Annotated in this window: 22 protein-coding genes; 8 read left to right on the top strand and 14 right to left on the bottom strand. The window is 65.0% G+C overall.

The window, feature by feature from the left end; all coding sequences use genetic code 11:
• Positions 1–14: 14 nt before the first annotated feature.
• The 6 genes from ccoG to ccoN are packed head-to-tail and all read right to left on the bottom strand — an operon-like array spanning position 15 to position 4750.
• Positions 15–1370 (bottom strand): cytochrome c oxidase accessory protein CcoG, encoded by a 1356-nt coding sequence (gene ccoG / locus DEH80_RS03460; protein ID WP_109719090.1) that lies wholly within the window; start codon positions 1368–1370, stop codon positions 15–17.
• Positions 1367–1660, bottom strand: a complete 294-nt coding sequence (locus DEH80_RS03455; RefSeq protein WP_109719089.1) for a hypothetical protein — start codon at positions 1658–1660, stop codon at positions 1367–1369. Before DEH80_RS03455 ends, ccoG begins: the two co-directional genes overlap by 4 nt.
• On the bottom strand, positions 1657–2541 hold the full coding sequence (gene ccoP, locus DEH80_RS03450; RefSeq protein WP_109719088.1) for a cytochrome-c oxidase, cbb3-type subunit III: 885 nt from the start codon (positions 2539–2541) through the stop codon (positions 1657–1659). Before ccoP ends, DEH80_RS03455 begins: the two co-directional genes overlap by 4 nt.
• Entirely contained in the window at positions 2538–2699 is a 162-nt protein-coding gene (locus DEH80_RS03445; RefSeq protein WP_109719087.1) for a cbb3-type cytochrome oxidase subunit 3, read from the bottom strand. The genes ccoP and DEH80_RS03445 overlap by 4 nt, the downstream gene beginning before the upstream one ends.
• Complete coding sequence (gene ccoO / locus DEH80_RS03440) at positions 2696–3307, bottom strand: cytochrome-c oxidase, cbb3-type subunit II (RefSeq protein ID WP_109719086.1); 612 nt, start codon at positions 3305–3307, stop codon at positions 2696–2698. The genes DEH80_RS03445 and ccoO overlap by 4 nt, the downstream gene beginning before the upstream one ends.
• Positions 3308–3310: 3 nt before the next feature.
• On the bottom strand, positions 3311–4750 hold the full coding sequence (gene ccoN, locus DEH80_RS03435; protein WP_109719290.1) for a cytochrome-c oxidase, cbb3-type subunit I: 1440 nt from the start codon (positions 4748–4750) through the stop codon (positions 3311–3313).
• Between the two features lie 153 nt (positions 4751–4903).
• Here ccoN and DEH80_RS03430 point away from each other — a divergent pair, with 153 nt between their 5' ends.
• Together DEH80_RS03430 and radC are read left to right on the top strand one after the other, a co-directional pair.
• Positions 4904–5689: a GGDEF domain-containing protein gene (locus tag DEH80_RS03430; RefSeq protein ID WP_109719085.1), complete on the top strand. Its 786-nt coding sequence runs from the start codon at positions 4904–4906 to the stop codon at positions 5687–5689.
• 72 nt (positions 5690–5761) lie between these two features.
• The gene (gene radC / locus DEH80_RS03425) at positions 5762–6436 is read left to right on the top strand and encodes a RadC family protein (RefSeq protein WP_109719084.1); all 675 of its coding nucleotides are present in this window, start codon (positions 5762–5764) and stop codon (positions 6434–6436) included.
• 44 nt (positions 6437–6480) lie between these two features.
• On the opposite strand, the gene DEH80_RS03420 is transcribed toward radC, so the two are convergent.
• On the bottom strand, positions 6481–9159 hold the full coding sequence (locus DEH80_RS03420; RefSeq protein WP_133249098.1) for a hypothetical protein: 2679 nt from the start codon (positions 9157–9159) through the stop codon (positions 6481–6483).
• Positions 9160–9325: 166 nt separating this feature from the next.
• Between DEH80_RS03420 and DEH80_RS03415 the strand changes: the two genes are divergently transcribed.
• From DEH80_RS03415 to mutM, 5 genes are all read left to right on the top strand, one after another.
• Positions 9326–9793: a hypothetical protein gene (locus DEH80_RS03415; RefSeq protein WP_109719082.1), complete on the top strand. Its 468-nt coding sequence runs from the start codon at positions 9326–9328 to the stop codon at positions 9791–9793.
• Complete coding sequence (locus DEH80_RS03410; protein WP_109719081.1) at positions 9790–11274, top strand: hypothetical protein; 1485 nt, start codon at positions 9790–9792, stop codon at positions 11272–11274. Before DEH80_RS03415 ends, DEH80_RS03410 begins: the two co-directional genes overlap by 4 nt.
• 145 nt (positions 11275–11419) lie before the next feature.
• A complete protein-coding gene (gene rpmB / locus DEH80_RS03405) occupies positions 11420–11656 on the top strand; it encodes a 50S ribosomal protein L28 (RefSeq protein WP_109719080.1) in 237 nt (78 codons plus the stop codon).
• Positions 11656–11826 (top strand): 50S ribosomal protein L33, encoded by a 171-nt coding sequence (gene rpmG, locus DEH80_RS03400; protein ID WP_109719079.1) that lies wholly within the window; start codon positions 11656–11658, stop codon positions 11824–11826. Before rpmB ends, rpmG begins: the two co-directional genes overlap by 1 nt.
• A gap of 82 nt (positions 11827–11908) precedes the next feature.
• Positions 11909–12730, top strand: a complete 822-nt coding sequence (gene mutM, locus DEH80_RS03395; RefSeq protein WP_109719078.1) for a bifunctional DNA-formamidopyrimidine glycosylase/DNA-(apurinic or apyrimidinic site) lyase — start codon at positions 11909–11911, stop codon at positions 12728–12730.
• A gap of 8 nt (positions 12731–12738) precedes the next feature.
• Here the strand turns inward: mutM and DEH80_RS03390 are convergent, their stop codons facing one another.
• Positions 12739–14016: a DUF445 domain-containing protein gene (locus tag DEH80_RS03390; RefSeq protein ID WP_109719077.1), complete on the bottom strand. Its 1278-nt coding sequence runs from the start codon at positions 14014–14016 to the stop codon at positions 12739–12741.
• A gap of 178 nt (positions 14017–14194) precedes the next feature.
• Between DEH80_RS03390 and DEH80_RS03385 the strand changes: the two genes are divergently transcribed.
• Entirely contained in the window at positions 14195–15034 is an 840-nt protein-coding gene (locus DEH80_RS03385) for an SDR family NAD(P)-dependent oxidoreductase (protein WP_109719076.1), read from the top strand.
• Between the two features lie 4 nt (positions 15035–15038).
• Here the strand turns inward: DEH80_RS03385 and ggt are convergent, their stop codons facing one another.
• From ggt to DEH80_RS03355, 6 genes are read right to left on the bottom strand one after another with little or no spacing between them, the layout of a single operon-like run.
• Entirely contained in the window at positions 15039–16742 is a 1704-nt protein-coding gene (gene ggt / locus DEH80_RS03380; RefSeq protein ID WP_109719075.1) for a gamma-glutamyltransferase, read from the bottom strand.
• Positions 16739–17233: a pantetheine-phosphate adenylyltransferase gene (coaD, locus tag DEH80_RS03375; RefSeq protein ID WP_109719074.1), complete on the bottom strand. Its 495-nt coding sequence runs from the start codon at positions 17231–17233 to the stop codon at positions 16739–16741. The genes ggt and coaD overlap by 4 nt, the downstream gene beginning before the upstream one ends.
• Positions 17230–17841 (bottom strand): 16S rRNA (guanine(966)-N(2))-methyltransferase RsmD, encoded by a 612-nt coding sequence (gene rsmD / locus DEH80_RS03370; RefSeq protein WP_109719073.1) that lies wholly within the window; start codon positions 17839–17841, stop codon positions 17230–17232. Before rsmD ends, coaD begins: the two co-directional genes overlap by 4 nt.
• On the bottom strand, positions 17819–19267 hold the full coding sequence (gene tldD / locus DEH80_RS03365) for a metalloprotease TldD (protein ID WP_109719072.1): 1449 nt from the start codon (positions 19265–19267) through the stop codon (positions 17819–17821). The genes rsmD and tldD overlap by 23 nt, the downstream gene beginning before the upstream one ends.
• Entirely contained in the window at positions 19264–20103 is an 840-nt protein-coding gene (locus tag DEH80_RS03360; protein ID WP_109719071.1) for a carbon-nitrogen hydrolase family protein, read from the bottom strand. Before DEH80_RS03360 ends, tldD begins: the two co-directional genes overlap by 4 nt.
• Positions 20100–23903, bottom strand: coding sequence for a YhdP family protein (locus DEH80_RS03355; RefSeq protein ID WP_109719070.1), 3804 nt, complete (start codon positions 23901–23903; stop codon positions 20100–20102). The genes DEH80_RS03360 and DEH80_RS03355 overlap by 4 nt, the downstream gene beginning before the upstream one ends.
• Positions 23904–23910 lie beyond the last annotated feature (7 nt).

Below are 23910 nucleotides of genomic sequence, written 5' to 3'. Positions count from 1 at the left end.
AGGCGGTATGCGTTTCATTGTTTCGGCCTGAAAAAGTTGGTGCTCCGATCGGCCACGACCTCGCCGGTCGCGTCCTGAAGCTCGATGGTCATGGTCTCGACCCGATAGCCAAGCAGCGGTGCGCGAACACCCACCACCAGACCGCGGGTTTCCCCAGGGGCCAGTTCGATGGCGTCCGGGCTGATCGTGGCGAGGGACTGCTCGCCGGTCACGCTGATGCGGTAACGCACCGGGCCGTCCTGTTTGTTGGTGACCTTGAGCGTGTAGACGTTTTCGATGTGCTGGGTATCGATGACGCGATACAGATTCTTGCGGTCACGGATGACATCCAGTTCCACCGAACTGCGCAGCAAGACCAACGCGACAAAGCCCAGCAGCAGTCCGGCCCAGATCACGCCATAGCCGATCGAACGCCCGCGCAGCAGCCGGTAACGGCCGCCAGCGTCGTGATTCACGGTGGTGTAGCGAATCAGGTTGCGTGGCTTGCCCACGGCATCCATCACATGGTTGCAGGCATCGATACAGGCTGCGCAGGCAATGCACTCGTACTGCAGGCCGTCACGTATATCGATCCCGGTGGGACAGACCTGCACGCACATCTGGTCATCCACACAGTCGCCCGCCAGCACATCCGAGAGCTTGCGTGCCTTGGACTTGCGCGGCTCGCCCCGCTGCTCGTCGTAGGCAATGATTAGCGTGTCCTTGTCGAACATCGCGCTTTGGAACCGGGCGTAGGGACACATGTACTTGCAAACCTGCTCACGCATAAAGCCGGCGTTGCCCCAGGTCGCAAAGGCATAAAACAGTGTCCAGAACAGCGGCCAGCCTCCCAGCTCCAGCGTCACCAGATTGGCGGCCACCTGCTCCACCGGCACGAAGTAGCCGACAAAACTGACGCCGGTGAACAATGCGAAGAGCATCCAGGCCAGGTGCTTGCCGCCCCGCCGCAGGATCTTCTGCGATGTCCAGGGCGCACGATCCAATTTCATGCGCTTGTGACGGTCGCCCTCAATGTGATGCTCGATCCACAGGAAGGCCTCGGTCCACACCGTTTGCGGACAGGCATAGCCACACCAGAGACGTCCGGCCAGCGTGGTGAACAGGAACAGGGTCATGGCGGCCAGAATCAGCAGCCAGGTCAGCAGGAACAGGTCCTGTGGGACCAGTGTCAGGCCGAAGACATGGAACCGACGCGCGGCCAGGTCGAACAACACGATGTGCTCGCCACCGACGCGAATCCACGGCACGACATAGAACAGCCCCAGCAGCGCGAGCATCGCAATCACCCGCCACTGGGCGAAGCGGCCCCAGACCGCGCGTGGATGAATGCGCGGTGCGGACTCGTACAGGCTTTGTGGTGTCTGGCTCATGCGTCGGTAAAGTCTTCAGATCGATGCAACGGAGCACGCCGGGGCGCACGCCCCGACAGCAACCAGCTCATGCCGGCCGGCACGACGGCGGCCGCCCAGGCCGCGAGGAACACCACCGACAGTTGCCCCAGGCCCTGACCGGGCATGGCGCTGGCGTAGAGATACACCGGCGTGGCCACGACCGCACCCAGAAAGGAGGACCAGCCCACCGCTGCCATCGCGCGAACACGCGGTGACAGCGGCGGTTGCGGGGTGTAGAACGCCTCCCGGTCGGCCTGGGGAGCACTCACGGCGCCAGTCCCAGCACGTAGCCGGCCAACAGCTTGATCTCCTGCTCACTAAGCAGGTCGGCATGCGCGGGCATCTTGCCCTGGCGACCGAACAGAATGGTCTCGCGGATGCTGGCGTCGTCACCGCCATATAGCCAGGTGTCGTCGGTGAGATCGGGTGCACCCAGCGCCTGGTTACCCCGTCCGTCCTGACCGTGACAGGCCGCACAGCGTTGGGCGAAGACGGACAGCCCCTCTGCCTGCTGGCCACGCGGCGCCCCCTCGGGCCAATCCCCCACCAGGGCGATAAGCTGGGCCACCTGCGCCTCGGACAGCTGCGATAAAAATGGCGTCATCACACCCTGCCGCCCGCGGGTGATCGAGGCCACCACGGCTTCGGGGTCACCGCCGTAGAGCCAATCGTCATCAGCGAGGTTGGGATAGCCCCGAGCCCCTTCGGCATTCGCGCCGTGGCAGCCGGCGCAGTAGCTGCCGAACAGCTCCTGACCCAGCCTGCGGGCATCCGGATTGGTGGCGATATCGGCGATGGGCGCGGCGGTCAGCGCATCGAGTTTGCGGGTGCGACGCTCGGTGAGCTCGGCCAGCTGTTGCTCCATTTCACCACGCGTGGACCAGTCCAGCACGCCGGTGTAATGCCCGAGACCGGGAAAGACCACCATGTATCCGACAGCAAATACGATGGTGATGATGAACAGGTTCAGCCACCACCGCGGCAGCGGATTGTTGAGCTCGCGCAGGTCGTCATCCCAGACATCGGCCTTGATTTCACCCTCGGCCACATCGTTGGGGTTGTTGCGGCTCGTGGCCCAGATCAGCCAGAGACAGGCCACGATATTGAGCAACGTAACGCCGGCGACCAGCCAGCCTGTCGCCGCCGTCATGATTGCACCTCCACCTGTCCCTGGGTGGCCGGGGCCTCGTCCTGCAGAGGCAGTTGCTCGGCCTGCTTGAACCGCTCGCGGCTGTTCGGTCCATAGGCCCACCACACCACGGCAGCGAAGCCGAGCATGGCGAGCACGGTGATGATTCCGCTGGTCATTGCGTCACCTCCTGATCACTGGCCTTGAGCGACTGCAGATAGGCCACCAAGGCATCGAGCTGGGTCTGGCCGGTCACCGCCTCGGCGATGGCGGCGAAATCGGCGTCGGTGTAGGGCACGCCGGCCGTCCGCAGGGCCTGCATCATCCGGCGGACCTCGTCGGGCGAGACCCGCTGCCGGATCAGCCAGGGATAACCAGGCATGTTCGACTCGGGCACGACAGCACGCGGGTCCATCAGGTGCAGCTCATGCCACTCGTCGTTGTAACGCCCGCCAACCCGCGACAGATCCGGCCCTGTGCGCTTGCTGCCCCACTGGAAGGGGTGCTCGTACACCGACTCCCCGGCCTTGGCGGCGGGGCCGTAGCGCAGCACTTCCTCGGCCAGGTAGCGCACCTGCTGCGAATGGCAGTTGTAGCAACCCTCGCGGATGTACACGTCACGTCCGGCCACCTCCAAAGGACCCAGCGGCTCGATACCCGGGGCCGGCTGGGTGGCCGATTTGCTGATCATCAGCGGGACGATCTCGATGATGCCGCCGACGCTGATCACCACGGCGATCAGGATCGCCATCAGGCCGATGTGCTTTTCAATCTTTTCGTGATTCATGACTCAGGCTCCCGCCGGCACGGTGGCCGTTTCGGCGACCGGCTGCTCGACCGGCGTGCGCATGGTCTTCCAGGTATTCCAGGCCATGACGAACATGCCCGACAGGAACACCACGCCCCCGAGCAGGCGGATGAAGTAGAAGGGATACGTCGCCTTCAGGGACTCGATGAAGGTGTAGACCAGCGCGCCGTCTTCATCGACCGCCCGCCACATCAGCCCCTGCATGACACCGGCCACCCACATCGCAGCGATGTACAGCACCGTGCCGATGGTCGACAGCCAGAAGTGCAGATTGATGGCCGGCACGCTGTGCATCTCGGTCTTGCCGACCAGACGCGGGATCAGCACGTACAGGGATCCGATGGAGATCATCGCCACCCAGCCAAGGGCGCCCGAGTGGACATGGCCGATGGTCCAATCCGTGTAATGCGACAGGGCGTTAACCGTCTTGATCGACATCATCGGCCCTTCGAAGGTGCTCATGCCGTAGAACGACAGAGACACAATCAGGAACTTGATGATCGGATCCTCACGCAGCTTATGCCACGCCCCGGACAGCGTCATGATCCCGTTGATCATGCCGCCCCAGCTAGGCGCCAGCAGAATCAGTGAGAACACCATGCCCAGCGACTGCACCCAGTCCGGAATCGCGGTGTAGTGCAGATGATGCGGGCCGGCCCACATGTAAATCGAGATCAGCGCCCAGAAGTGGACGATGGACAGCCGATACGAGTAGATCGGCCGGCCCGCCTGCTTGGGCACGAAGTAATACATCATCCCCAGGAATCCGGCGGTCAGGAAAAAGCCGACGGCGTTGTGGCCGTACCACCACTGCACCATGGCATCCACGGCGCCCGGATAGGCCGAGTACGAACGCATCGGGCCATAGGGAATCGAGATGTTATTGACGATGTGAAGTACGGCCACCGTCAGGATGAACGCCCCGTAAAACCAGTTGGCCACGTAAATATGTTGGACCCGGCGCTTCATGATCGTGCCGAAGAACACAATGGCGTAAACCACCCAGACCACGGCGATCAGCAGATCGATGGGCCATTCGAGCTCGGCGTATTCCTTGCCCTGGGTCAGGCCCATCGGCAGGGTGATGGCGGCTGCGACGATCACCGCCTGCCAGCCCCAGAATGTGAACGCCGCCAGCTTGTCGCTGATCAGCCGCGCCCCGCAGGTCCGCTGCACCACCCAGTACGAGGTCGTGAACAGGGCGGAGCCACCAAAGGCGAAAATCACCGCATTGGTGTGCAACGGCCGCAGCCGGCTATAGGTGAGCCACGGGACGTCGAAGTTCAGGGCAGGCCACATGAGCTGGGCGGCGATCAACACACCCACCGTCATGCCAACAATGCCCCAGACAAGCGTCATCACCGCGAACTGCTGAATGACCTTGTCGTTGTAGACGACGGTCGATTGCGCTGAGTCGGTCATGGTCGGGTCTCGAAGGGGAAGCAGACGCCGGCCAGTCTGTTGCAGTGGCCCACGCACCGTGTTGACATGGATCAACAACCTGCCGGTGGATTGCGCAGACACTGACTCGACCCCGGCCAACGCCGCCGAGTCACGACCCAAGGACACCCCGACATGCACGTGGAACAGATGGAGCACTGGCTCCAACGGCGACTGGCCCTGACCCGTGCGTTGCAGGGCGCCTGTCTCGGCACGGGTGCCCCGCTGGGCTGGCTGCTCATTCTCGCCATTGACGGGGTATCCCCCTTGTCCGCGCTGGCCGATCAACCGGGACTGTTTGCCTACATGTTCTTCGGCACCTGCAGCGTATTCGCGGCCTTTGGCTGGACTCTGGGCCGACGCGAAGAAGAAGAGCGCGAGCACGGACTCCACGATGGGCTGACCGGGCTCTACAACGCCGAGTATTTCCAGGCGGCGCTGGCCAAGGCGGCACGGCGGCTCCAGCGCGATGGTGAACCCCTTGCGCTGATCATCTTTGATCTCGACCACTTCAAGCGCGTGAACGACCAGTTCGGGCATCGCGTCGGAGACACCGTGCTTCGCCGCCTTGGCACCGTCGTCCAGCGCGTGGCGCGTCGTGACGAGGTGGCCGCACGCATTGGCGGGGAGGAATTCGCCCTGCTCATGCACGGCGCCACGGAAGACGAGGCCTGTCAGGCGGCCGAGCGCCTGCGCCGGGTGATCGCAGACACCGTGTACTGCGAGGTCGATGACCAGCGTCATCATGTGACGGCCTCGCTGGGCTGCGCGGCACGCTCCACTTGGTCGGACGACCTCGCACAAACGCTATACGAGGCCGCCGACGCAGCGATGTACGCAGCCAAGCACCGTGGCCGCAACCGGGTTGAATGTGCATCCCGTCAGCCCTCTCAGGATGACCCGAACCCGGCCGCCGCCTAAGCCCGCGTAGCCATGTCCGCCTTAACTGCGAGATTGCGTATTGCCTGACAGGCTTCTGACCCGGTGTTGTCCATGGCCATACGCGACTGGCCTGCCGCCGAACGTCCACGCGAAAAACTGCTGGCCCGCGGCGCGGCTGCTTTGTCCGATGCGGAGTTGCTGGCGATCTTCCTGCGCACGGGCGTCACGGGCAGCACGGCGGTGGACCTGGCCCGCCAACTGCTCCAGGACTTCGGCGGGTTGAGGCCTCTGCTGGCGGCCGACCGACGCAGCTTCTGCGCCGGCCGTGGTTTGGGCGATGCCAAGTATGTCCAGTTGCAGGCGGTGCTGGAGATGGCCCGCCGGTATCTGGATGCCGAATTACGCGAGACACCGCGGATCACCGATGCCCGCAGTGCCGAGCGGTATCTGCAGGCGCAGCTGGCCCACCGCCCCTACGAGGTCTTCGCCTTGCTATTGCTGGATACCCGCCATCAGGTCCTGGGATTCGAAGAGTTGTTCCGCGGCACCATAGACGGAGCGAGCGTGTACCCGCGGGAGGTCGTCAAGACCGCGCTGGCGCATCACGCCGCTGCGGTGATTCTGGCGCATAACCACCCCTCCGGCGTCGCCGAACCCAGCTCGGCCGATCGCCGACTGACCGAGCGACTGGTCCAGGCCCTGGGGCTGGTGGATATCCGTGTACTCGACCACCTGGTCGTCGGTCACGGCGACACCGTCAGCTTTGCCGAACGCGGTTGGCTATGAGCACCGCGCCGGTGCATCCGGTGCGGTGACACGGATCGGCCCGCCTAGGGCGCGATCTCGCCCTCGGGCGGTGCAGGCCGCAGCACGCCATCCGGCACTTGCAGACCGTTGGCCTGGATGGCGGCTTTGGACGCCTCGGTGCGCTCCCAGGTCTGGAGGTAAACCTCGGCGGAATTGAACAGGTGCCGCATCTGCTCAGGCGTGCCCTCAAGGCGAATTTCCTCGACGAATCCGCTGAGCATCCCGTGGTGGGCGTTGCCGTCAATATCCTCGTGCCAGGTCCGCTGGACCACGCCATCGGCGTCCACCGAGCTGGGCTGGTGGAACACCACCGGGTCAACCGCGGCGAACTCGGGCAACTCGTCAAACACCTCACCGGTGTACAGCGTGTAGGGATACACCACGGCGTCCTCTGGCTCGAAATTGCCGCGGGGTCCTGTCTGGGAGGACAGCCCATTGGTATCCGTGCCGTACCCGAACCCGAACAACGGGCGGGACTCGGCGGGTAGGTCGGCCACCGCAGCCTGATAAATCGCGAAGGTTTCGTCCATATCGGACCGGAATCCTCGGCTGGAGCCATTGCTGGGGTACAGATGTCCGCCGCCACGCAGCACGCGCGCCGCCTGGTCAATGGTCGTCCCGCCGAACGTGCCGTGTGTGGACACCAGGGGATACACCGGCGTCTGGGCCTCGGCCAGTTCCAGGGCCTGGGTTTTCATGCCCATTTCCATGTGGTCGAAGTCGAAGATGAAGCCCAGCTCCATCATCTTGCCGTAGGTGTAGAGACCGGCCGGGGTCATCCAGCGGGCGTTGCACTGTCGAACGTCGGCCGGATAGCAGGGGGTGGTCCCACCCGAGCGGCCACCCTGACCGGTCGGCACGCACAGCGGCGGACTCAGGAAGCTCTGGGTGCTGCCACCGGTGCTACTCCACAAGTACCCCGTGAAGTTTTCCGTCTCGCCCTCGATGGGGCAGTCGTAGGTGGTCCAGAACTCACCGGTCGGCGTTTCTGTAGTTTGCAGGTTCTCCGCCAGCTCGGTGACCTGCGCCGGGTCGAGACTGCCACTGAGCAGGCCGGTGATCTCGGCCACGTCACCCGAGGGGATACCGCCGGAGTTCTCACGGTTACCGACATTGAGCACCAGCCCGTCGAAAATACCGTTGCCGCCAAAGGCGTTGTCGAATTCGTGGATCGAGATGATCTGGCGCACACCCCAGGCGTGAATGCGCTCCATCTGCGTCAGAATGGAATTGGGCTGGCCTTCCTCGATGGTGCAGCCATAGCTGTTTTCGATGCCGCCGGACCCGTCCTCGACTTCGGGCGTCTGGGTCCGTGTGGGCTGGTACGTCAGCTTGCAGTCAAAGAGGTTGGAGATCTCGATGCCCAGCACCACGGCCATCTTGCCGTCTTCGATCACCGCACGCGCCTCGGCCGGGTCGTGGACGATCTGGAAGAAGCCCTCGCCGCGCCCGCCATACTGGGCGTCGATGTAGTCCTGCATGCCGTACATCGTGCCGGCCTGACGACCCGCATTGTTCATGGAATTGCAGTCTTCGGTGACATTGCCAGCGGCATTACGCTGCAATTCACATAGCGTTTCGTTGTCGACCAGATCGTTGACAGCCACACGCAGGCCGGCCGCCCAGGAGCGTTCCAGCCATTTCCAGTAAATCGCCTCGTGGGTCAGCATGCCGCGTGCCGGCCACTCGGAGAATGTCGGATAGCCATCCGTCGCATGGCCATCCGGATCATTGGTAAACAATCCGCCGACCAAGTCCATCTGACCGGTTTCTCCATGATCCACCGAGCAATTGCCCAGCGCATGCTCCACGCCGAACTTGTGGTACGGGCGCCCCCATTGCGCGCCACCGAGAAACTCGCTGGCGCTGATATGGACATGGACATCGGCGTGACCCAGAACCGTACCGTCGGGCTGGGTGCCGGAAAACGGCGTGCCCGTGAAGTTGCTCGAGGCCTCCGGGTAAGCCGCACAGCCCGTGGTCGGTTCGATCGCAAAGGCCTGGGCATCCTCATCGGCGGCGGCCACAGCGACCAGCTGTCCGTCACCATCGACGCCCAGCCGGGTGGCGGTGGTGTCCGATGCCAGAGTGAAGGCCTCGAACAGCAGGTTGGGGTCTTCAAAGCCGTGGTATTCGGCCACGTACTCCGGTGTGGGTTCGGTGTGATACGCCGGTGTTGCCGGATAGGCCGTCGTGTCACCGACACCCAATACCGTGAACTCGGCAGCATCGGTGGCGTCTGCGCTGGCGGTTTGCGTCAACGCGGGTGGCGTGTCGACCGTGATCAGTTCGCGCTGGCTGTCATACAACACGTACTTACCCAGAGCTGTGGCCTTGAAGAACAGCGGTTCGGCCTCTGCGATCGCGTCGGCCGAGGCGCTGTAATCGCTACCGCTGCGCGCGACATACTGGCCCGTGGCCACCGAGCGCAGCGCCCAGCATTGGCTGGCCATGGCATAACGGGTCTTGGTGTCGGCAGATGCGAGGTTGTCCTCGCTGTCGTCGTCGGCACTGTCACAGCCGGGATCATCGGGAAAATCCACCAGGCCATCGGCATCGTTGTCCTGCCCGTCGGCACAGGCCGCAAGCACCGGGTCCGGACCGCCCGGCGTGCCGGCGCTGTCGTCCAATGATTCCGAGCCGCTGCAGGCGGCCATCAGCCAGATCGCCGACAGGCTCACTATACAGGTCGATGCACGCATGATCTCTCCTCGCTAAACCAACCTATTCGCACGGAGAATCCCGCGCCGCCGACGGCCGGTGTTGTCGTTATCGGTCGCGACAGTATCGCGGCCGGCATTGAATCGCCTATCGTAAATATGCCCTCAGCGCGGCGAAGACCGCGTGAACAATGACTCGAGGAGTTCCGTGAACAAACTATCTCTGGCCCTGGCCATCATCGGCGTCGTCCTGTTGTCCGCATTGTTTGTGCTGCTCAGACCCTCGGCACCGGCGGGCCCCCAGACCGGTGGCGCCGCCGCCCCGCCCCCCGCGGCCCGATCACCCGAACCGCCGGCACCGCCGAGCACAGAGGAGCCGCCAGCCCAGCGCCAGGCCGCCACACCGATCCGGCTCGTCATCCGCGACGGGCATCTGGTGGAAGGCCCTGCAACCGTCCAGGTCGCGCAGGGCGCGGAGATCACGCTCGAACTGGCCAGCGATTCTGAGGGCGAATGGCACCTGCATGGCTATGACATCCACGCTGAGCTCCGTGCGCAGGCCCCGACGCGGGTGACACTCAAAGCCGAGCATGCCGGGCGCTTCGAACACGAGCTGCATGGCAGCGGTGCCCATGGCGCGCTGGGCGTGATCGAGGTCTACCCGGCCACGCAGTGACCTCCACCTGGTTCGCCCGCCTCGGCGGCTTCTGGCTGTTCTGGGTCTGCCCCAGCGCGGCGCTCGCGCATTCCTTCGGCCAGGTCTACAACCTGCCCGTGCCCTTCTGGCTGTACGCCTGGGGTGCAACCGGGGCGCTGCTCGCCTCGTTTGTCATGGTGGCCGTCGCACTCACCAGCGCACGCGCCACCCAAGCGCCGGCCTATCTGGCCTGGGCACCGGCGGGTTCGCGAACCCGTGCCCTGCTGCGCCTGACCCACCGATCAGCACAGGCCATTGCGCTGGGGCTGATGCTGCTGTGCATCGCCACCGGGCTCTGGGGCGTCAACAGCCCCTACGGCAATTTCAACCTCACCGCATTCTGGATTGTCTTTGTGCTGGGGTTGACCTACGTGGTGGCACTCACCGGCAACCTTTATGCCTGGATCAACCCCTGGCGGAGCCTGACTGATCTCGGTGTGGCCGCAATCGCCGTGCTGCGCGCGGACCGTGCACCGTCCCCCTGGCTGCGCTACCCCGCATGGCTGGGACACTGGCCTGCCGTCGCGCAGTACATGGCGTTCATCTGGATCGAGCTCAATGCCCGCCACACGCCGCAAGCACTGGCCGAGGTGTTGCTGGTGTATACCGCCCTGACGCTGGGCGGCTGCCTGTTATTCGGTCGGCAAGCCTGGTTTCGCCAGGCCGACGTCTTCGCCGTGTTCTTCCGACAGGTTGCCCGGCTAGCCCCGCTGCAGCCTGACCCGGATCGACCGGGCGGGCTGCGGCTCTACTGGCCCATGCTGGCGGTCGCCCAGCGTCCGGCCGAAAGCCTGTCGGTGCTGGTCTTTATTCTGTTCATGCTGTCGTCGACGGCGTTTGACGGGCTGAGCGACACGCTGGCCTGGCGCCGCTGGCTTTGGGCCGATCTGTACAACGCCGGGCTTAAGCACTGGGTTGGCACGAACCCGCTGGCGGCTTTCCCGCAGATGCAGCAAATCGACCGGGTCTGGCGCAGCGTCTGGCTACTCGCCTCGCCCTGGCTTTATCTGGTGGTTTACCTCGCCGTCATTGCCCTCACCCGGCGCCTGACTCGCTCGGGCCACAACACGCGAACGCTGGCCCTGGCCTTTGCCCCCACCCTGCTCCCGATTGCCCTGGCCTACCACTTCACGCACTACTACACCCTGCTCCAAACCCAGGGCGTGAAGATTCTGCCGTTGATGTCCGACCCCTTCGGTCACGGCTGGGACCTGTTCGGCACCGCCGACTGGTTGCAACGGACCATCATTCCCAATCCCGGAACGGTGTGGCATGTGCAGGTGGTGCTCATCGTGCTGGGCCATGTGATCAGCGTGTACCTGGCCCATCGCGTCGCTTTGCTGTACTTTCCGTCGCGCCGCCAGGCCGCCATCAGCCAGCTGCCCATGCTGTTGCTGATGATCGCCCTGACGATCGGCGGGCTCTGGATTCTGTCGCAGCCACTGGCCAGCGGCGGATAGTCGACTTCCCCCCGGAACGCGACGTTCGTCGGCCCGATTCACCGATTACGCATCAGGGCTTGTGGGAAACCGGTCTGATCGTTAAAATCCGCGGCCTTTCGCTAGCGGGGCCTCTTTGTTTTGGCCCGTCCCCGAGGAAGCAATCATGTCCAGAGTGTGTCAAGTCACCGGCAAGCGTCCGATGGCCGGTTTCAACGTGTCGCACGCCAACAACCGCACCAAGCGGCGTTTTCTGCCGAACCTGCGGGAACATCGTTTCTGGGTTGAATCCGAGAAGCGTTTCGTGAAGCTGCGTGTCTCCAGCAAGGGCATGCGCATCATCGACAAGAACGGCATCGACACCGTTCTTGCTGACATCCGCAAGCGCGGGGAGAAGGTCTAATGGCGAAGAAAGGCGTACGCGACAAGATCAAGTTGGTGTCCACCGCTGATACCGGGTTCTTCTACACCACGATGAAGAACAAGCGGAACACCCCCGGCAAGATGGAGATCAAGAAATTCGATCCCGTCGTTCGGAAGCACGTGATGTTCAAGGAAGCCAAGATCAAGTAGGCACCGCCTACCCGATCCTGCTCCGACGAAAGAGCCCGCTGCGCGCGGGCTTTTTTGTGCCCCCAGCCCAGCGACGCAGCCGATGCCAGAACTGCCTGAGGTCGAGACCATCCGCCGCGGCGTGGCGCCCCATGTGGCGTCGCGCAGCATCGAGCACGTAACGGTGCGCGATCGCCGACTACGTTTCGGCATCCCGGAAGATCTGGAACAACGCCTCGAAGGTCAGCCCATTACCGCGCTGTGGCGGCGGGCGAAGTACCTGGTGTTCGAAACCCCTGATGGCGCCCTGCTATTGCACCTCGGCATGTCGGGGCGGCTCCATGTGCTCCCCGCCGAGGACATTCCGCCACCCGGCGCCCATGCCCACCTGGACCTTCGTCTGGATGACGGCACGGTGCTGCGTCTGACCGACCCCCGCCGCTTTGGCATGGCCCTCTGGGCCACCCGCCCCGTCGAGCAGCACAAGCTGTTGCGCTCGCTGGGCCCGGAACCGACGCAGGCAGACTGGCCGGCCGATGCGCTCATCCAGGCGTGTCAGGGACGCACCGCGCCCATCAAGTCGGTGTTGATGGATCAACGCGTGGTGGTCGGTGTGGGCAACATCTACGCCAATGAAGCCCTTTTCCAGGCGGGCATCCACCCCAAACGCGCGGCCGGCCGCATCAGCCCGGCGCGGCTACGCCGCCTGCATGCCGCCGCGATCGAAGTGCTGGACGCCGCCATCGCCCAAGGTGGCACCACGCTGCGCGACTTCAGTGGTGCAGATGGTTCACCGGGTTATTTTCAGCTGGTGGTCTCGGTCTACCAGCGCGACGGCCAGCCCTGCCGACGTTGTCAGACGCCTATTCGGCGCATGGTGATCGGACAACGGGCGACTTTCTGGTGCCCCAGCTGCCAACGCTAGCCGCTCTGTCAGCCCAGCCCCAGTACAGCGGCTGCACCGGTCATAGCGGGCGTGACGGCAATGGCCTTGAAGACGATGAGCTGGCCAACACCCACGCAGAAACCCAGCGCCGCGCCGACCGCGATCAGCATCCACTCGTCCTCCTGAAAGGCCGGCCGCAGCATTTTTTCGAAGGCTGGCGGCGACAGGCGCTCGAGTCTGGATGACAGGATGGAGGCGATATCCATGGCCTCTTTGGCGTAGTTGTCGACCACATGCAGGGTCTCGGGCAGCCGCTTGACCAGCCGGTCCACGGCGGTCTGCTTCATCTGGATGTACTTGCGCGACCCGACGGCCAGGGCCACGAAGGGCCGCGCGAAGCCGGCCTGCTCATCAATGGCCCGCTGCACATTGCGGGCGATCAACGTGAAGACCCGATCAGAATGCACGCCCGTCAGCACGGCCTCGAGAATCTTGCGGGGGGTGACGATCTCATCGGCGATGAGTCGCGCATAGTCCCGCGCCACTTCCTTCTGACGCTTGTGGAATAGACCCTGGATGGTCAACGGGCCGAACTTCTTCGGCAATTGGGGCCGGAAGATCATCCGCAAGGCGATGAAGTTGGTCAGGTAGCCAACCAACAAGCCGAATAGCGGCAGCTGAAAATCGCCCTTGTAGAAGGTCCAGCCAATCATCTGGAACAGGCCGAAGATGCAGCCAAAGTAGAAACCCGAGCGCCCGATGAACACGAACTCGTCGCGCCCGGTCTCGAGAAACACTTTATTGATCAGCGATTTGTCTTCGGTCAGCGTGCTGGTGACCATGCGCTTGAGATCGAAGACCTGATCAATACTGTCCTTGATCTGATCCATGATCTCGGCCACGACCTCCGGGGAGTCCTGCTGGGCACGCCGGACCATCATGTCGCGGATGCGCAGAGGGATGGTCTCCCAGATCGTCGGCTCGAACTCCGACATGATCTCGTCAATCAACTGATCGACCAGCTCCAGCACCGGGCCTTCCAGCTCCTCGGCCACCCGGTCCGGGTCCAGGCGCTCGAACACCTCGCGCTCGGTGACCAGATTGGGCACGAGCGTGTCACAGGCAATACCGGCCATTTTCTCGGCCTTGCGCGGCACCACGCCCTGCCAGCCGAACAGCGGCGGCTTGCCGATGAAATCCTTGGGGTAGAACATCATTTTGATCGCCAGCACATTGGTGGCGTAGCCAACCAGACCGCTGGTGATGGGCATCGACAGATACAGCCAAAGATTGGCCTGAAAATCCGCCCAGGCTGATGCAAGCATGAGAACGCGTCCTTGTGATGGTCGCGGGCTGGCCCCGAGGACGCCCGAACCGCATTTTTCGCCCATGGTACACCGCTACCCAGCCTTGCTGACTGGTCGCGGCGCCGGGGTCAATGGCGCACCCGGGCCAGTCGGTAATACTCAGGGCTTACATGAACTCGCGAAGGGAGACGCTTGCATGAAAACATTCGGAAACAAGACCGCCGCCATCACCGGCGCCGGCTCCGGTATCGGGGCTGCCCTGGCCATGCGCCTAGCCGCTGACGGCTGTCACCTGGCGCTGTCGGATGTCGACGCCAAGGGCCTGGAGCAGACCGCTGAAACGATTCGACAAAAGGCGCCAGCAGGCCGCGTGACCACGACACGCCTGGATGTGGCGGATCGCGAGGCCGTGCATGCCTGGGCCGACGAAACCGTGGACAAACACGGCGGCGTGAACCTCATTTTCAACAATGCGGGCGTCGCCCTGGGGTCGACGATCGAGGCGGCCAGTTACGAGGACCTGGAGTGGATCATCAACATCAATCTCTGGGGTGTGATCTACGGGACCAAGGCGTTCCTACCGCATCTGAAAGCCTCGGGCGAAGGCCACATCATCAATATTTCCAGCGTCTTCGGCCTGATCGGCGTGCCGTCACAAGGCGCCTACAACGCGACCAAATTCGCGGTCCGCGGCTGGACCGAAGCGCTGCGTCAGGAGCTTGAGATCGAAGGGGCACCGGTCTCGGCGACCAGCGTGCATCCGGGCGGCATCAAGACCAATATCGCCCGCTCGGCGCGGTTCAGCGGCATGGAGGGGGTCACGGACATGGACGAGGACAGCGGCAAGGCGCGCTTCGAGAAGATGTTCATCACCACCCCGGACAAGGCTGCAGCCACCATCCTCAAGGGCGTACGACGCAATGCCCGCCGCGTGCTGATCGGCCCCGATGCCCACGCCATCGACTGGATCTCGCGTCTGGCCCCGACGGGCTATCAGACGTTGGTGGCCCGCGGCACCCGCCGGCTGTTCAGCTAACCGCCTAGGGCGACTCGGCGGCCGGTGCCAGACGCACGGCCGCCGTTCCGATTCCACGCGGATCAGCGGCAGCATCCAGCTGATGGTCTGCGGTATTCCACAACACCGCGTGGAAGTTGCCGTACTCGCGGCCCGCGCTGCGCAGCGTGAACCCGCGCGCCTCCAGTTCCGCCTGTTCGGCCTCGGTGAACGCGCCCGGCTCGTAATACACGGCATCCGGCAGATACTGATGGTGGTAACGCGGCGCAGACACGATGGTCTGGGCATCTGCGCCATCCAGCGTGGCCAGCACGCCCAGCAACACCATGGTGATGATCCGGCTGCCGCCGGGTGTTCCCAGCACGGCGACGCGATCACCGGTTTCCACGAAGGTTGGGGTCATCGAGGACAGCGGTCGACGCCCCGGACCCACGGCATTGGCCTGCGTGCCGACCAACCCGTAGGCATTGGGCACACCCGGCTTGGCCGAGAAGTCGTCCATTTCGTCATTCAGCAAAATGCCGGTGCCCGGCACCATATACGCCGAACCAAAGGACAGGTTGATCGACAGCGTCGCCGCCACGCGATTGCCCTCGGCGTCGATGATCGAAAAATGTGTGGTGTTGGGCCGGTCCGCATAAAGCTGCTGTGGGGGCGCCAGGTCAGCGCTGCGGCGTGCCTGTTCCAGGTCGATCTCGGCTGCAATCTCGGCCGCGTACTCCGCGCTGGTCAGCCGCGTGATGGGCATGTCCACGTGATCGGGATCGCCCAGCCAGGCCGCACGGTCCCGGTAGGCGGTGCGCAGCGCCTCGATGACCAGATGCTTACGATCCACCGGCGGCCGCGACAAGGCCTCGGTCAGCGACAACACCTGCATGACCTGGCTTAGCACAACGCCACCAGAGGATGGCGGCGAGGCACTGACCAGCCGCAGGCCGTCGAGTTCGAGCGTGATGGGCTCGCGCTCACGAACTTGATACCGGGCGAGGTCTTCCATGCGCCAGATCCCTCCGGCTGCGCGGACCCCATCGACCAGACGGCGTGCGTACTCACCCGTGTAGAAGCCGTCCCGCCCCTCACGGGCCAGACGCTCCAACATGTCGGCCAGATCGGGCTGCCTGATCAGGCTGTCGGGTGCCGGCAAGCCGCCGTCGGGCAGGAAGACCCGTGCGGCAGCAGGCGACTTCGCCAGGGCCTGAAAACGGTACGCCAACCGCGCCAGTAGCGGCCCGTCGACCGGGAAACCGTCCCGGGCCAACCGGATGGCAGGTGCCAGCGACCGGGCCAGCGGCAGCCGACCATATTCCTTGGCCAGGTGGACCAACGCCGCGGGCTGACCGGGAATCGCCGCTGCCAGGGCGCCATCGCGCGACAACTGCGGGACAACTTCGCCGGCGTCATTCTGATAAAGCGTGGCCGTGGCGGCCGACGGGGCTTCCTCACGGCCATCGACCATGACCTGGCGGCCGGTGTCGGCCAGATGCAGCAACCAGAACCCGCCACCGCCCATGCCCGATCCCGTGGGCTCGACCACGGCCAGCGCCGCCGAGACCGCCACCGCCGCATCAAAGGCATTGCCGCCGGCCTCCAGAATCTCAACACCCGCAGCGGTGGCATCCGGGTGGGCGCTGGACAGCGCAAAGCCAGGCGGTGTGTCCGCCGCGGCCAGTGCCAGACCCGCCCACAGCGCGCCTGTCAGCAGGCACAGCTGGGCAAGCCGACGCATCATGACGTGCCGTAGTGGTCGTGCAGGGCCTGGGCAATCGGCTCCGGCACCACGCCCTCGACATTGCCGCCCAGGCGGGCCAGCTCGCGAACCAGGCTGGAGGACAGATGGGCGTACTCCTTGGACGGCGCCAGCATGACCGTGTCCACCGACGCCGACAGATAGCGATTCATGACCGCCATCTGCTTTTCATAGTCGAAATCGGAAACGCTGCGCACGCCACGGACCAGCACGGTCACCCCGTGCTCGGAAGCGAAGTCCACGACCAAGCCGGTGAAGGGCACGACGTCGACATTGGGTAGATCCTGCAATGCCTGACGGGCCAATGCCACGCGCTCATCCAGCGAAAACACCGGCCCCTTGGGCAGGTTTTCGCCAACGGCGACAATCAATTTGGGAAACATCGCGGCTGCGCGATGGATGATGTCGGTGTGGCCGTAGGTCATCGGATCGAATGTTCCGCTATAGGCCGCAATCACGCCGTCGCCAGTCATGGCGTCTCCTTGGGGCTGTCGGTGCTGGGTTGAAACTCCAGCAAATGATAACGGACCTGCCCGGCCCGCCCGTCGCGCAGACTTTGCCAGCCGCTCGACCAGCGCACCGTGTCCGATGTGCCGTACTCGATATAGACGCGATGTCCCGGCGCCAGATACGGAACCAGCTGATCCAGTGTGGGCTGTAGCAGGCCGGCCCCGAAGGGCGGATCCAAAAACACGCAGTCGAACGGCCCGGGGCAGCGACTCAGCATCTGGGGGGCTGCGCCATTGACGACCGTCGCCCGCTCACGTCCGCCTAGCTGCGCCAGTTGATCTTGCAGCGCCGTGGCGATGGCCGGTTCCGATTCAACAAAGCAGCAATGGGCCGCACCACGCGACAAGGCCTCCAGGCCTAACACGCCGGTTCCGGCAAACATGTCCAGGCAGCGGGCACCCGGTAGCCGCGGCGCCAGCCAGTTGAACAGGGTTTCCCGAACCCGGTCAGCCGTCGGTCGCAGACCCGGTGCGTCGGGGACGGGAATCTGCCGCCGTCGCCAATCCCCGCCGATGATCCGAACCTGCTGCGGCCGGGTCGGCCGCCGCCTAGCCGGCCTGCGTGCCGCCAACGGTCAGCTCGTCAACCTTGATGGTGGGTTGGCCGACACCCACGGGCAACGACTGGCCGTCCTTGCCGCAGACACCAATGCCATCGTCCAGCGCGAGATCGTTCCCAATCATAGAGATGCGTGCCAGCGCATCCGGTCCATTGCCGATTAGCGTGGCGCCCTTGATCGGCGCGGTGACCTGGCCCTGCTCGATGAGATAGGCCTCGGAGGTGGTGAACGTGAAATTCCCGGAGGTGATATCAACCTGACCACCGTCGAAGTTCACGGCATAAATACCGCGATCCACCGACGCGATAATCGATGCGGGATCTGCCTGACCGGCCAGCATGAAGGTATTGGTCATACGCGGCATCGGCAGATGGGCATAGCTCTCGCGGCGCCCGTTGCCCGTGGGGTCCACCCCCATGAGCCGAGCATTTTGCTTGTCCTGCATATACCCCCGAAGAACCCCGTCTTCGATCAGTACGTTGCGACCGGATGGGGTGCCCTCGTCGTCGATGGTCAGCGACCCACGCCGGTCGGCCATGGTGCCGTCATCGACCACGGTCACGCCCTTGGCGGCAACCTGCTCGCCAACGCGGCCGCTGTAGGTGGAGCTGCCTTTGCGATTGAAGTCGCCCTCCAGGCCGTGACCCACCGCCTCATGCAGCAGCACACCGGGCCAGCCCGGCCCCAGCACCACCGGCATGGTCCCCGCCGGGGCGGGACGCGCCTCCAGCTTGACCAGCGCGATACGCACGGCCTCGCGGGCCATGGCCTCGATGCGGTCCCCATCGGCCATCTGCCCATAACCGAATCGGCCACCGCCACCGGCATGCGCCCGCTCACGACGGCCATCCTGCTCCACGGTCACCTGCACACCAAACCGCACCAGCGGGCGGATGTCACCGGCCAGGGTGCCGTCGGAGGCCGCGACCAGGATCTCCTCGTGGACACCCACGACATTGGCGATGACCTGAATCACGCGTGCATCGGCCGCCCGCGCCGCCTTATCCGCGCGCTCCAGCAGGCTTAACTTGTCCGGGGTGGGCAATGAGGTCAGCGGATCCACCGGCCCGTAACGGGCTGGCGCCTGGGCCTGCTCGCCGCGAATCGCGGTCATCACGCCACCGGACCGGGCAATGGCGCCCGCCGCCGATGATGCCGCCTCCAGCGCGGGCAGATGCAATTCATCGGAGTACGCAAAGCCGGTCTTCTCACCCGACAGCGCGCGTGCCCCCATGCCCTGCTCCAGATCGAAGCTTCCGCTGCGCACCATTCCGTCCTCGATCATCCAGGACTCGGACCGGCTGCGCTGAAAATACAGGTCGGCGTAGTCCACGCCTGGCCGCATCATGGCCCCGAGCAGGTCGTCGAGATCGTGGTCCCGCAACCCGGTGGGCTCCAGCAAGGCGCTACGCGCCTGGTCTATGGTCTGATCGCTCATGCGTCCTCAATGCGGTCGGCGGACAGGCGCCGGTGAGTCAATGCGGGAAAGCGGGTGCGCGTCGCACGCTGCTGCTCCAGATCCAGGTCGGCGAGCACAAAGCCCGGCAGGGTTTCGGCGGCCGCCAGCACGCGGCCCCAGGGATCGACAATCTGCGAATGCCCCCAGGTCTGGTGTCCTCGCGGGTGCACGCCGGTCTGGTTGGCGCCAATCATGAACGCCAGGTTTTCGACCGCCCGTGCCCGTAGCAGCAACTCCCAGTGTGCCCGACCGGTCTGGGCCGTGAACGCCGACGGCGCGACCAACACCTGAGCCCCGTGGTCAACCAACGCCCGGTATAGCTCGGGAAAGCGCAGATCGTAACAAACGGACAGCCCGACACAGACATCGTCCATCTGCACCCAGCGCAAGGCCTGTCCGGGCACGAAGTCATCCGACTCGCGGTACTGCCGGCGGCTGTCCCCCGGCACTTCCACGTCGAACAAGTGGATCTTGTCGTAGCGGGCCACCATCTCGCCGCGGGGGCTGTACACCAGCAATGCCGGCGCCACGCGGTCTGGCTCACCGTCGACACGCAGCGGAATCGTGCCGCCCACCAGCCAGACCTGATGCCGGACCGCAGCCTCGGCCAGCGCGTCCTGAATCGGCCCCTGCCCCTGTGCTTCCGCGGCGTGGACCCGACTCTCCTGCGAGCTGGGCATCAAGGCCATGTTCTCTGGCAGCACGACCAGCCGGGCGCCGGCATCGGCGGCCTGGCCGACCAGCTCGCGCATACGGGCGAGGTTGGCCGGCACCTCCGGCCCCGAATTCATCTGGATCGCTGCAACTCGCATCATGATCGTGGTCCTTTGTCGGGCGCGGGCGTCGGCGTTTCGGCCCCCTTACGGGTGATCACCGGATCATCCCAGGTCCCGCCCAGATGGTAGGACAGCTGGGTCGCCTGATTAAGCGGACGGTCCAGGAGTTCCTGCGCGATCATAAGAATCGCTCCCATGGCCGGGCCGCCGAACAATGCGCCGGCCAGCGTGACGCCAGATGACACATCCGGGTACACGGTAATGACCTGATCGTAGGTGCGCGTGCTCAGGCCGACCTCGCCTTCGACATCAATCGAAACCGACGGTGCCGACACGACGAAATCCTCGGTTTGCGCACGTCCGCCGCTAATGCGGAAGTGCCCATCAATACCGTCGAAGGTCAGGCCTGTTTCCGTCATGTCCCTGAAATCCAGGAGCAGCCGACGCGGCAGGGCGTAAAACGAGAACAGTCCCAGCACACGCCCGGCCCCGGGGTCCACGGCCGCCAGCGCGCCGTCCCGAAAACTGATATCCAACGCGCCGGTCGCGGTCTCCAGATGCAAGCCTTCGGGCGAGTCCGGCCAGCCGATATTCAAGGCGATCCGTGCGGCTTCCGCCCGGACATTGGGCACGAAACCGGCCGCGAACATCACCTTGTCGATGCGAGGTGTCTCGAGAATGCCCGTCAGCCCGGCCCGGGTCATCTCATCCGGCCGGGCGGCGTAGCCCCCCAACTCTAAATCGATTTCGCCACCCTGCATGCGCGCAGTCTCCAGCGAAATGCCCGATGGCCGGGGCACGGCACGCAGGGTTAGACGACCGGCATTGAGATCGGCGACCTGCAAATGCCCGATCTCGACGTCGATCTCGGGCCAGTGCTGAGGCACATGCGTCGGGGCCTGCTTGGCGGGATCGCTCTCGACACGCGCCAGGCGCTCCATGAACAGCCGCTCCAATCGGGCATACCAGCGCCCGCGGCCGCTGCGATCCCAGCGCAGCTCGCCATCAGCCGCACCGGCCAGCGTGAACTGCGCACCCTGCGCATCCAATGTTCCGCGTAGGGACTGCCGCCCCAGACGCATGGCGCCCACACGCAAGCGACCGGCCGTCAGGTCGAGCAGCATCGGTGGCAGGGTGGCCGGCTGCCCGGACGCGCCCTCATCGGATTCAGCCAGCTTGGGCAACCATTGCGCCCACTGCAGGACATCGACGGCAGGCGCGGTCCCGACAACCGTCATGCCCCGGTCCGGAATCGCGGGCTCCTGGCTGCCGCCAAACGACAGGGCGGCGCGGTCCAGCCACCGCTCGGGCACGCTACGCACCGTTGCGGTCAGCCGGTCACCCAGCACGACGCGCGTGTCACGCGGCCACCGCTTGTGGATCGGCAACTCAAGCGTCAGCGGCATGGCGGTCGCCGGGTCCGGCTTGTCCAGCGGTGCGGGCAGCTGTGAGACCACGTCCACCATGTCGGATCGTATGGTCAGCACATCGGGCACCGCACCATCCAGCAGGACCTCGGCGTGCAACAGGCTGTGGCCATCCAGCCCGCTCCGCACGGCGTCGGGCAGCAGCCGCGCCCAGGGGTCATCCGGCGTGTCGAACCGAATGGGCGACTCCAGCGCCAGCCGTGTCACCGGGGCGTCCGGGCCACCGACCGTCGACAAATCCACCCGCACGGGTGCATCACGGAACACCCCCTTAAGGCCCGTGGAACTCAAGCCCGCGTGGCTAAAGCCAATCGTGCCCTGCACGTCGCGAAACGGATCTTCAAGACCCTGGGTGGTCAATTCCACGCCGGTTAGCGTGACCGATCCCGACCACTCGGTCGCATGGATGTTCTTGAGCGGAATGCCCAGCGTCAGATCCAGGTGGCCGTACCCGCGCGGATCCAGCAGCTCGTCGAGAAATCCGACGCGCGTCGATAACGGCGATTCGGATAAAAAGCTCAGCATGCGATCCACCGGACCGTTGGCACCGCCTTCGACCTGCAGCAGCGGCTCACGCAAATCGGCAATCTCGACGCTGGCCGGCGTCAGCGCGACACCCAGCATGCGGCCAGACACCGCATCGACGGTCAGGCGATCGCTGTCGATCACCAGCTGCGCCACCGCATCGTCAATGCTGGGCCAGCCCTGCCCGATGCTCAGACTGGCCGGGTTCAGGTTGAGCTCGAGCCGGAAGATGCCGTTGTCCTCGCGATACGGGAATGCGTCAGCGGCGCCGGCAATCCGGAGCCGGCCGCTGCCCACACGTCCGCTGACAATGGCTTGATCCAGCCAGGCCCGCAGCTTGGGGTGCCAAAACGTCGGCACCAATGGCTTGAGCGCCGTGACGTCCTCGCTGGCCATGGCCAGGTCGATATCCAGCTGCACCGGCTCCGGCCCGAAGACCAGCGCGACCGCGCCGTTGATATCCGCGCCGTGCCCCCGGGCCGACAAACCGGTGGCCTCTACGGTCCAGCGGTCTCCCTGGCGGGCCCATTGCACCGCACCGGTCAACTGATCGATCCGAGCCTGCTCGGACAAGATGGCCGGCAGCTCCACCGTGACGGCTTCACTGGCCAGTTCGATCGCCCCCCGGGCCTCGGTCAGGCTGAGCGATCCCGACAGCCCGTAGACTGCGGGCTGCTCATCACCCGGCAACAGACCCGCGTCGTCCAGCTGTGCAGTCAACGAGATGGCCGGCATCGGGTCGTTGGTCGACCACTCCAGTTCGGCCAGCAAATCGCGAACGGTGCCGGTGGCCCGGTGCCACGGGGCCGTTTCGGACTCGGCCGGCACCCAGGGCAGCAGACTTTGCAATCGCAGCGTCGACGCCTGGACCGCCAACCAATGCCGAGCCCCGGTCTGACGATGCTCCACAGCCACGCGCTCGGCGGTCCACTCGGAATCACGGTCGCGAACCCGCAGGTCCTGCAAGGTCACGGTCTGGCCGCTAGCGGCGAGTTCGGCCTCGAACCGGCCGGCCACCTGCTGCAGAGAGCCCGGCCCTTGGAACTGTCGGAGCTGGCCGGTTTCGAACTGCCCTTCCAGATCCAGGCCGCCGCCCGCCGTCCAGCGGAATCGGCTGTCGATGTCCACCGGCTCTCCCACCAGGTTCAATGGCTTGGGCAACCAGGCGTCTATCCACGGACCCGGCGCCAACCGCTCCACCTGTGCCCGGCCACCGATCTCGAGCAACTCGCCGTCCGTGGACTGGGCGATGCGAAACCCGGCATTGATCAGTCCGTTGCCCAGCTGGGAGACACCGCTGACCTCCACATCCAGGTGCGGACCGACACGGTCGATGTCCATTTCAACCCCCCGCAGCCACAAGGGGGGGCGGCCCCGGTACTGGTCGTGCCACAGCACGCTGGCGTCTCGCATATCGACGCTGACCAGGCTGGCCAGTTGCCGGGCGATCGGGCGCTGGGTCTGGCCAACGGGGCGGGCGCTAATGCCGCGGATGCGCAGCGTGCCGGCCGGATCGCGAACAATCTCGACCACCGCACCGACGACGTTGATCGCCACCGGCATGACTTGTCCGCGCGCCAGATCGGCCAGCGAAAAGCCCAGCTCCAGTTCGGCGACCTCAAGGGCCGGCGTCGCAGGACTCACGCCCTGCAGTGCCACATCGCTGAATTTGAGCGTGGGTCGCAGCGCACGCCAGGTCAGGTCCATGTTGCCGATGTCGACGGGCCGGTTCATGACCTCGGCGACCCAGTGCTCGATCTCCTGCTTGTAGCTGGGCGCCACAAGCACGGACAACCGGAACACACCCACAACCAACGCGGCCAGCACCAGGGCGCTGGCCACGGTTGTGACGGTCCAAGTCCAGAGCCGGCGACGGCTACGCAACATGCAATAC

Origin of the sequence: Abyssibacter profundi (genome assembly GCF_003151135.1) — a bacterium.
GTDB lineage: Bacteria > Pseudomonadota > Gammaproteobacteria > Nevskiales > OUC007 > Abyssibacter > Abyssibacter profundi.
This window is presented reverse-complemented; position numbering and strand designations above follow the sequence as displayed.

Excerpts from the sequence above, each read along its gene's own strand:
- ggt (WP_109719075.1), bottom strand. The coding sequence starts at position 16,742 with ATGATGCGTCGGCTTGCCCAGCTGTGCCTGCTGACAGGCGCGCTGTGG.
- DEH80_RS03420 (WP_133249098.1), bottom strand. The coding sequence starts at position 9,159 with ATGCGTGCATCGACCTGTATAGTGAGCCTGTCGGCGATCTGGCTGATG.
- ccoN (WP_109719290.1), bottom strand. The coding sequence starts at position 4,750 with ATGACCGACTCAGCGCAATCGACCGTCGTCTACAACGACAAGGTCATT.
- coaD (WP_109719074.1), bottom strand. The coding sequence starts at position 17,233 with ATGACTGGCGACGGCGTGATTGCGGCCTATAGCGGAACATTCGATCCG.
- DEH80_RS03385 (WP_109719076.1), top strand. The coding sequence starts at position 14,195 with ATGAAAACATTCGGAAACAAGACCGCCGCCATCACCGGCGCCGGCTCC.
- ccoG (WP_109719090.1), bottom strand. The coding sequence starts at position 1,370 with ATGAGCCAGACACCACAAAGCCTGTACGAGTCCGCACCGCGCATTCAT.
- DEH80_RS03390 (WP_109719077.1), bottom strand. The coding sequence starts at position 14,016 with ATGCTTGCATCAGCCTGGGCGGATTTTCAGGCCAATCTTTGGCTGTAT.
- DEH80_RS03445 (WP_109719087.1), bottom strand. The coding sequence starts at position 2,699 with ATGACCAGCGGAATCATCACCGTGCTCGCCATGCTCGGCTTCGCTGCC.
- ccoP (WP_109719088.1), bottom strand. The coding sequence starts at position 2,541 with ATGACGGCGGCGACAGGCTGGCTGGTCGCCGGCGTTACGTTGCTCAAT.
- DEH80_RS03360 (WP_109719071.1), bottom strand. The coding sequence starts at position 20,103 with ATGATGCGAGTTGCAGCGATCCAGATGAATTCGGGGCCGGAGGTGCCG.
- DEH80_RS03355 (WP_109719070.1), bottom strand. The coding sequence starts at position 23,903 with ATGTTGCGTAGCCGTCGCCGGCTCTGGACTTGGACCGTCACAACCGTG.
- ccoO (WP_109719086.1), bottom strand. The coding sequence starts at position 3,307 with ATGAATCACGAAAAGATTGAAAAGCACATCGGCCTGATGGCGATCCTG.
- rpmG (WP_109719079.1), top strand. The coding sequence starts at position 11,656 with ATGGCGAAGAAAGGCGTACGCGACAAGATCAAGTTGGTGTCCACCGCT.
- DEH80_RS03430 (WP_109719085.1), top strand. The coding sequence starts at position 4,904 with ATGCACGTGGAACAGATGGAGCACTGGCTCCAACGGCGACTGGCCCTG.
- tldD (WP_109719072.1), bottom strand. The coding sequence starts at position 19,267 with ATGAGCGATCAGACCATAGACCAGGCGCGTAGCGCCTTGCTGGAGCCC.
- mutM (WP_109719078.1), top strand. The coding sequence starts at position 11,909 with ATGCCAGAACTGCCTGAGGTCGAGACCATCCGCCGCGGCGTGGCGCCC.
- radC (WP_109719084.1), top strand. The coding sequence starts at position 5,762 with ATGGCCATACGCGACTGGCCTGCCGCCGAACGTCCACGCGAAAAACTG.
- rpmB (WP_109719080.1), top strand. The coding sequence starts at position 11,420 with ATGTCCAGAGTGTGTCAAGTCACCGGCAAGCGTCCGATGGCCGGTTTC.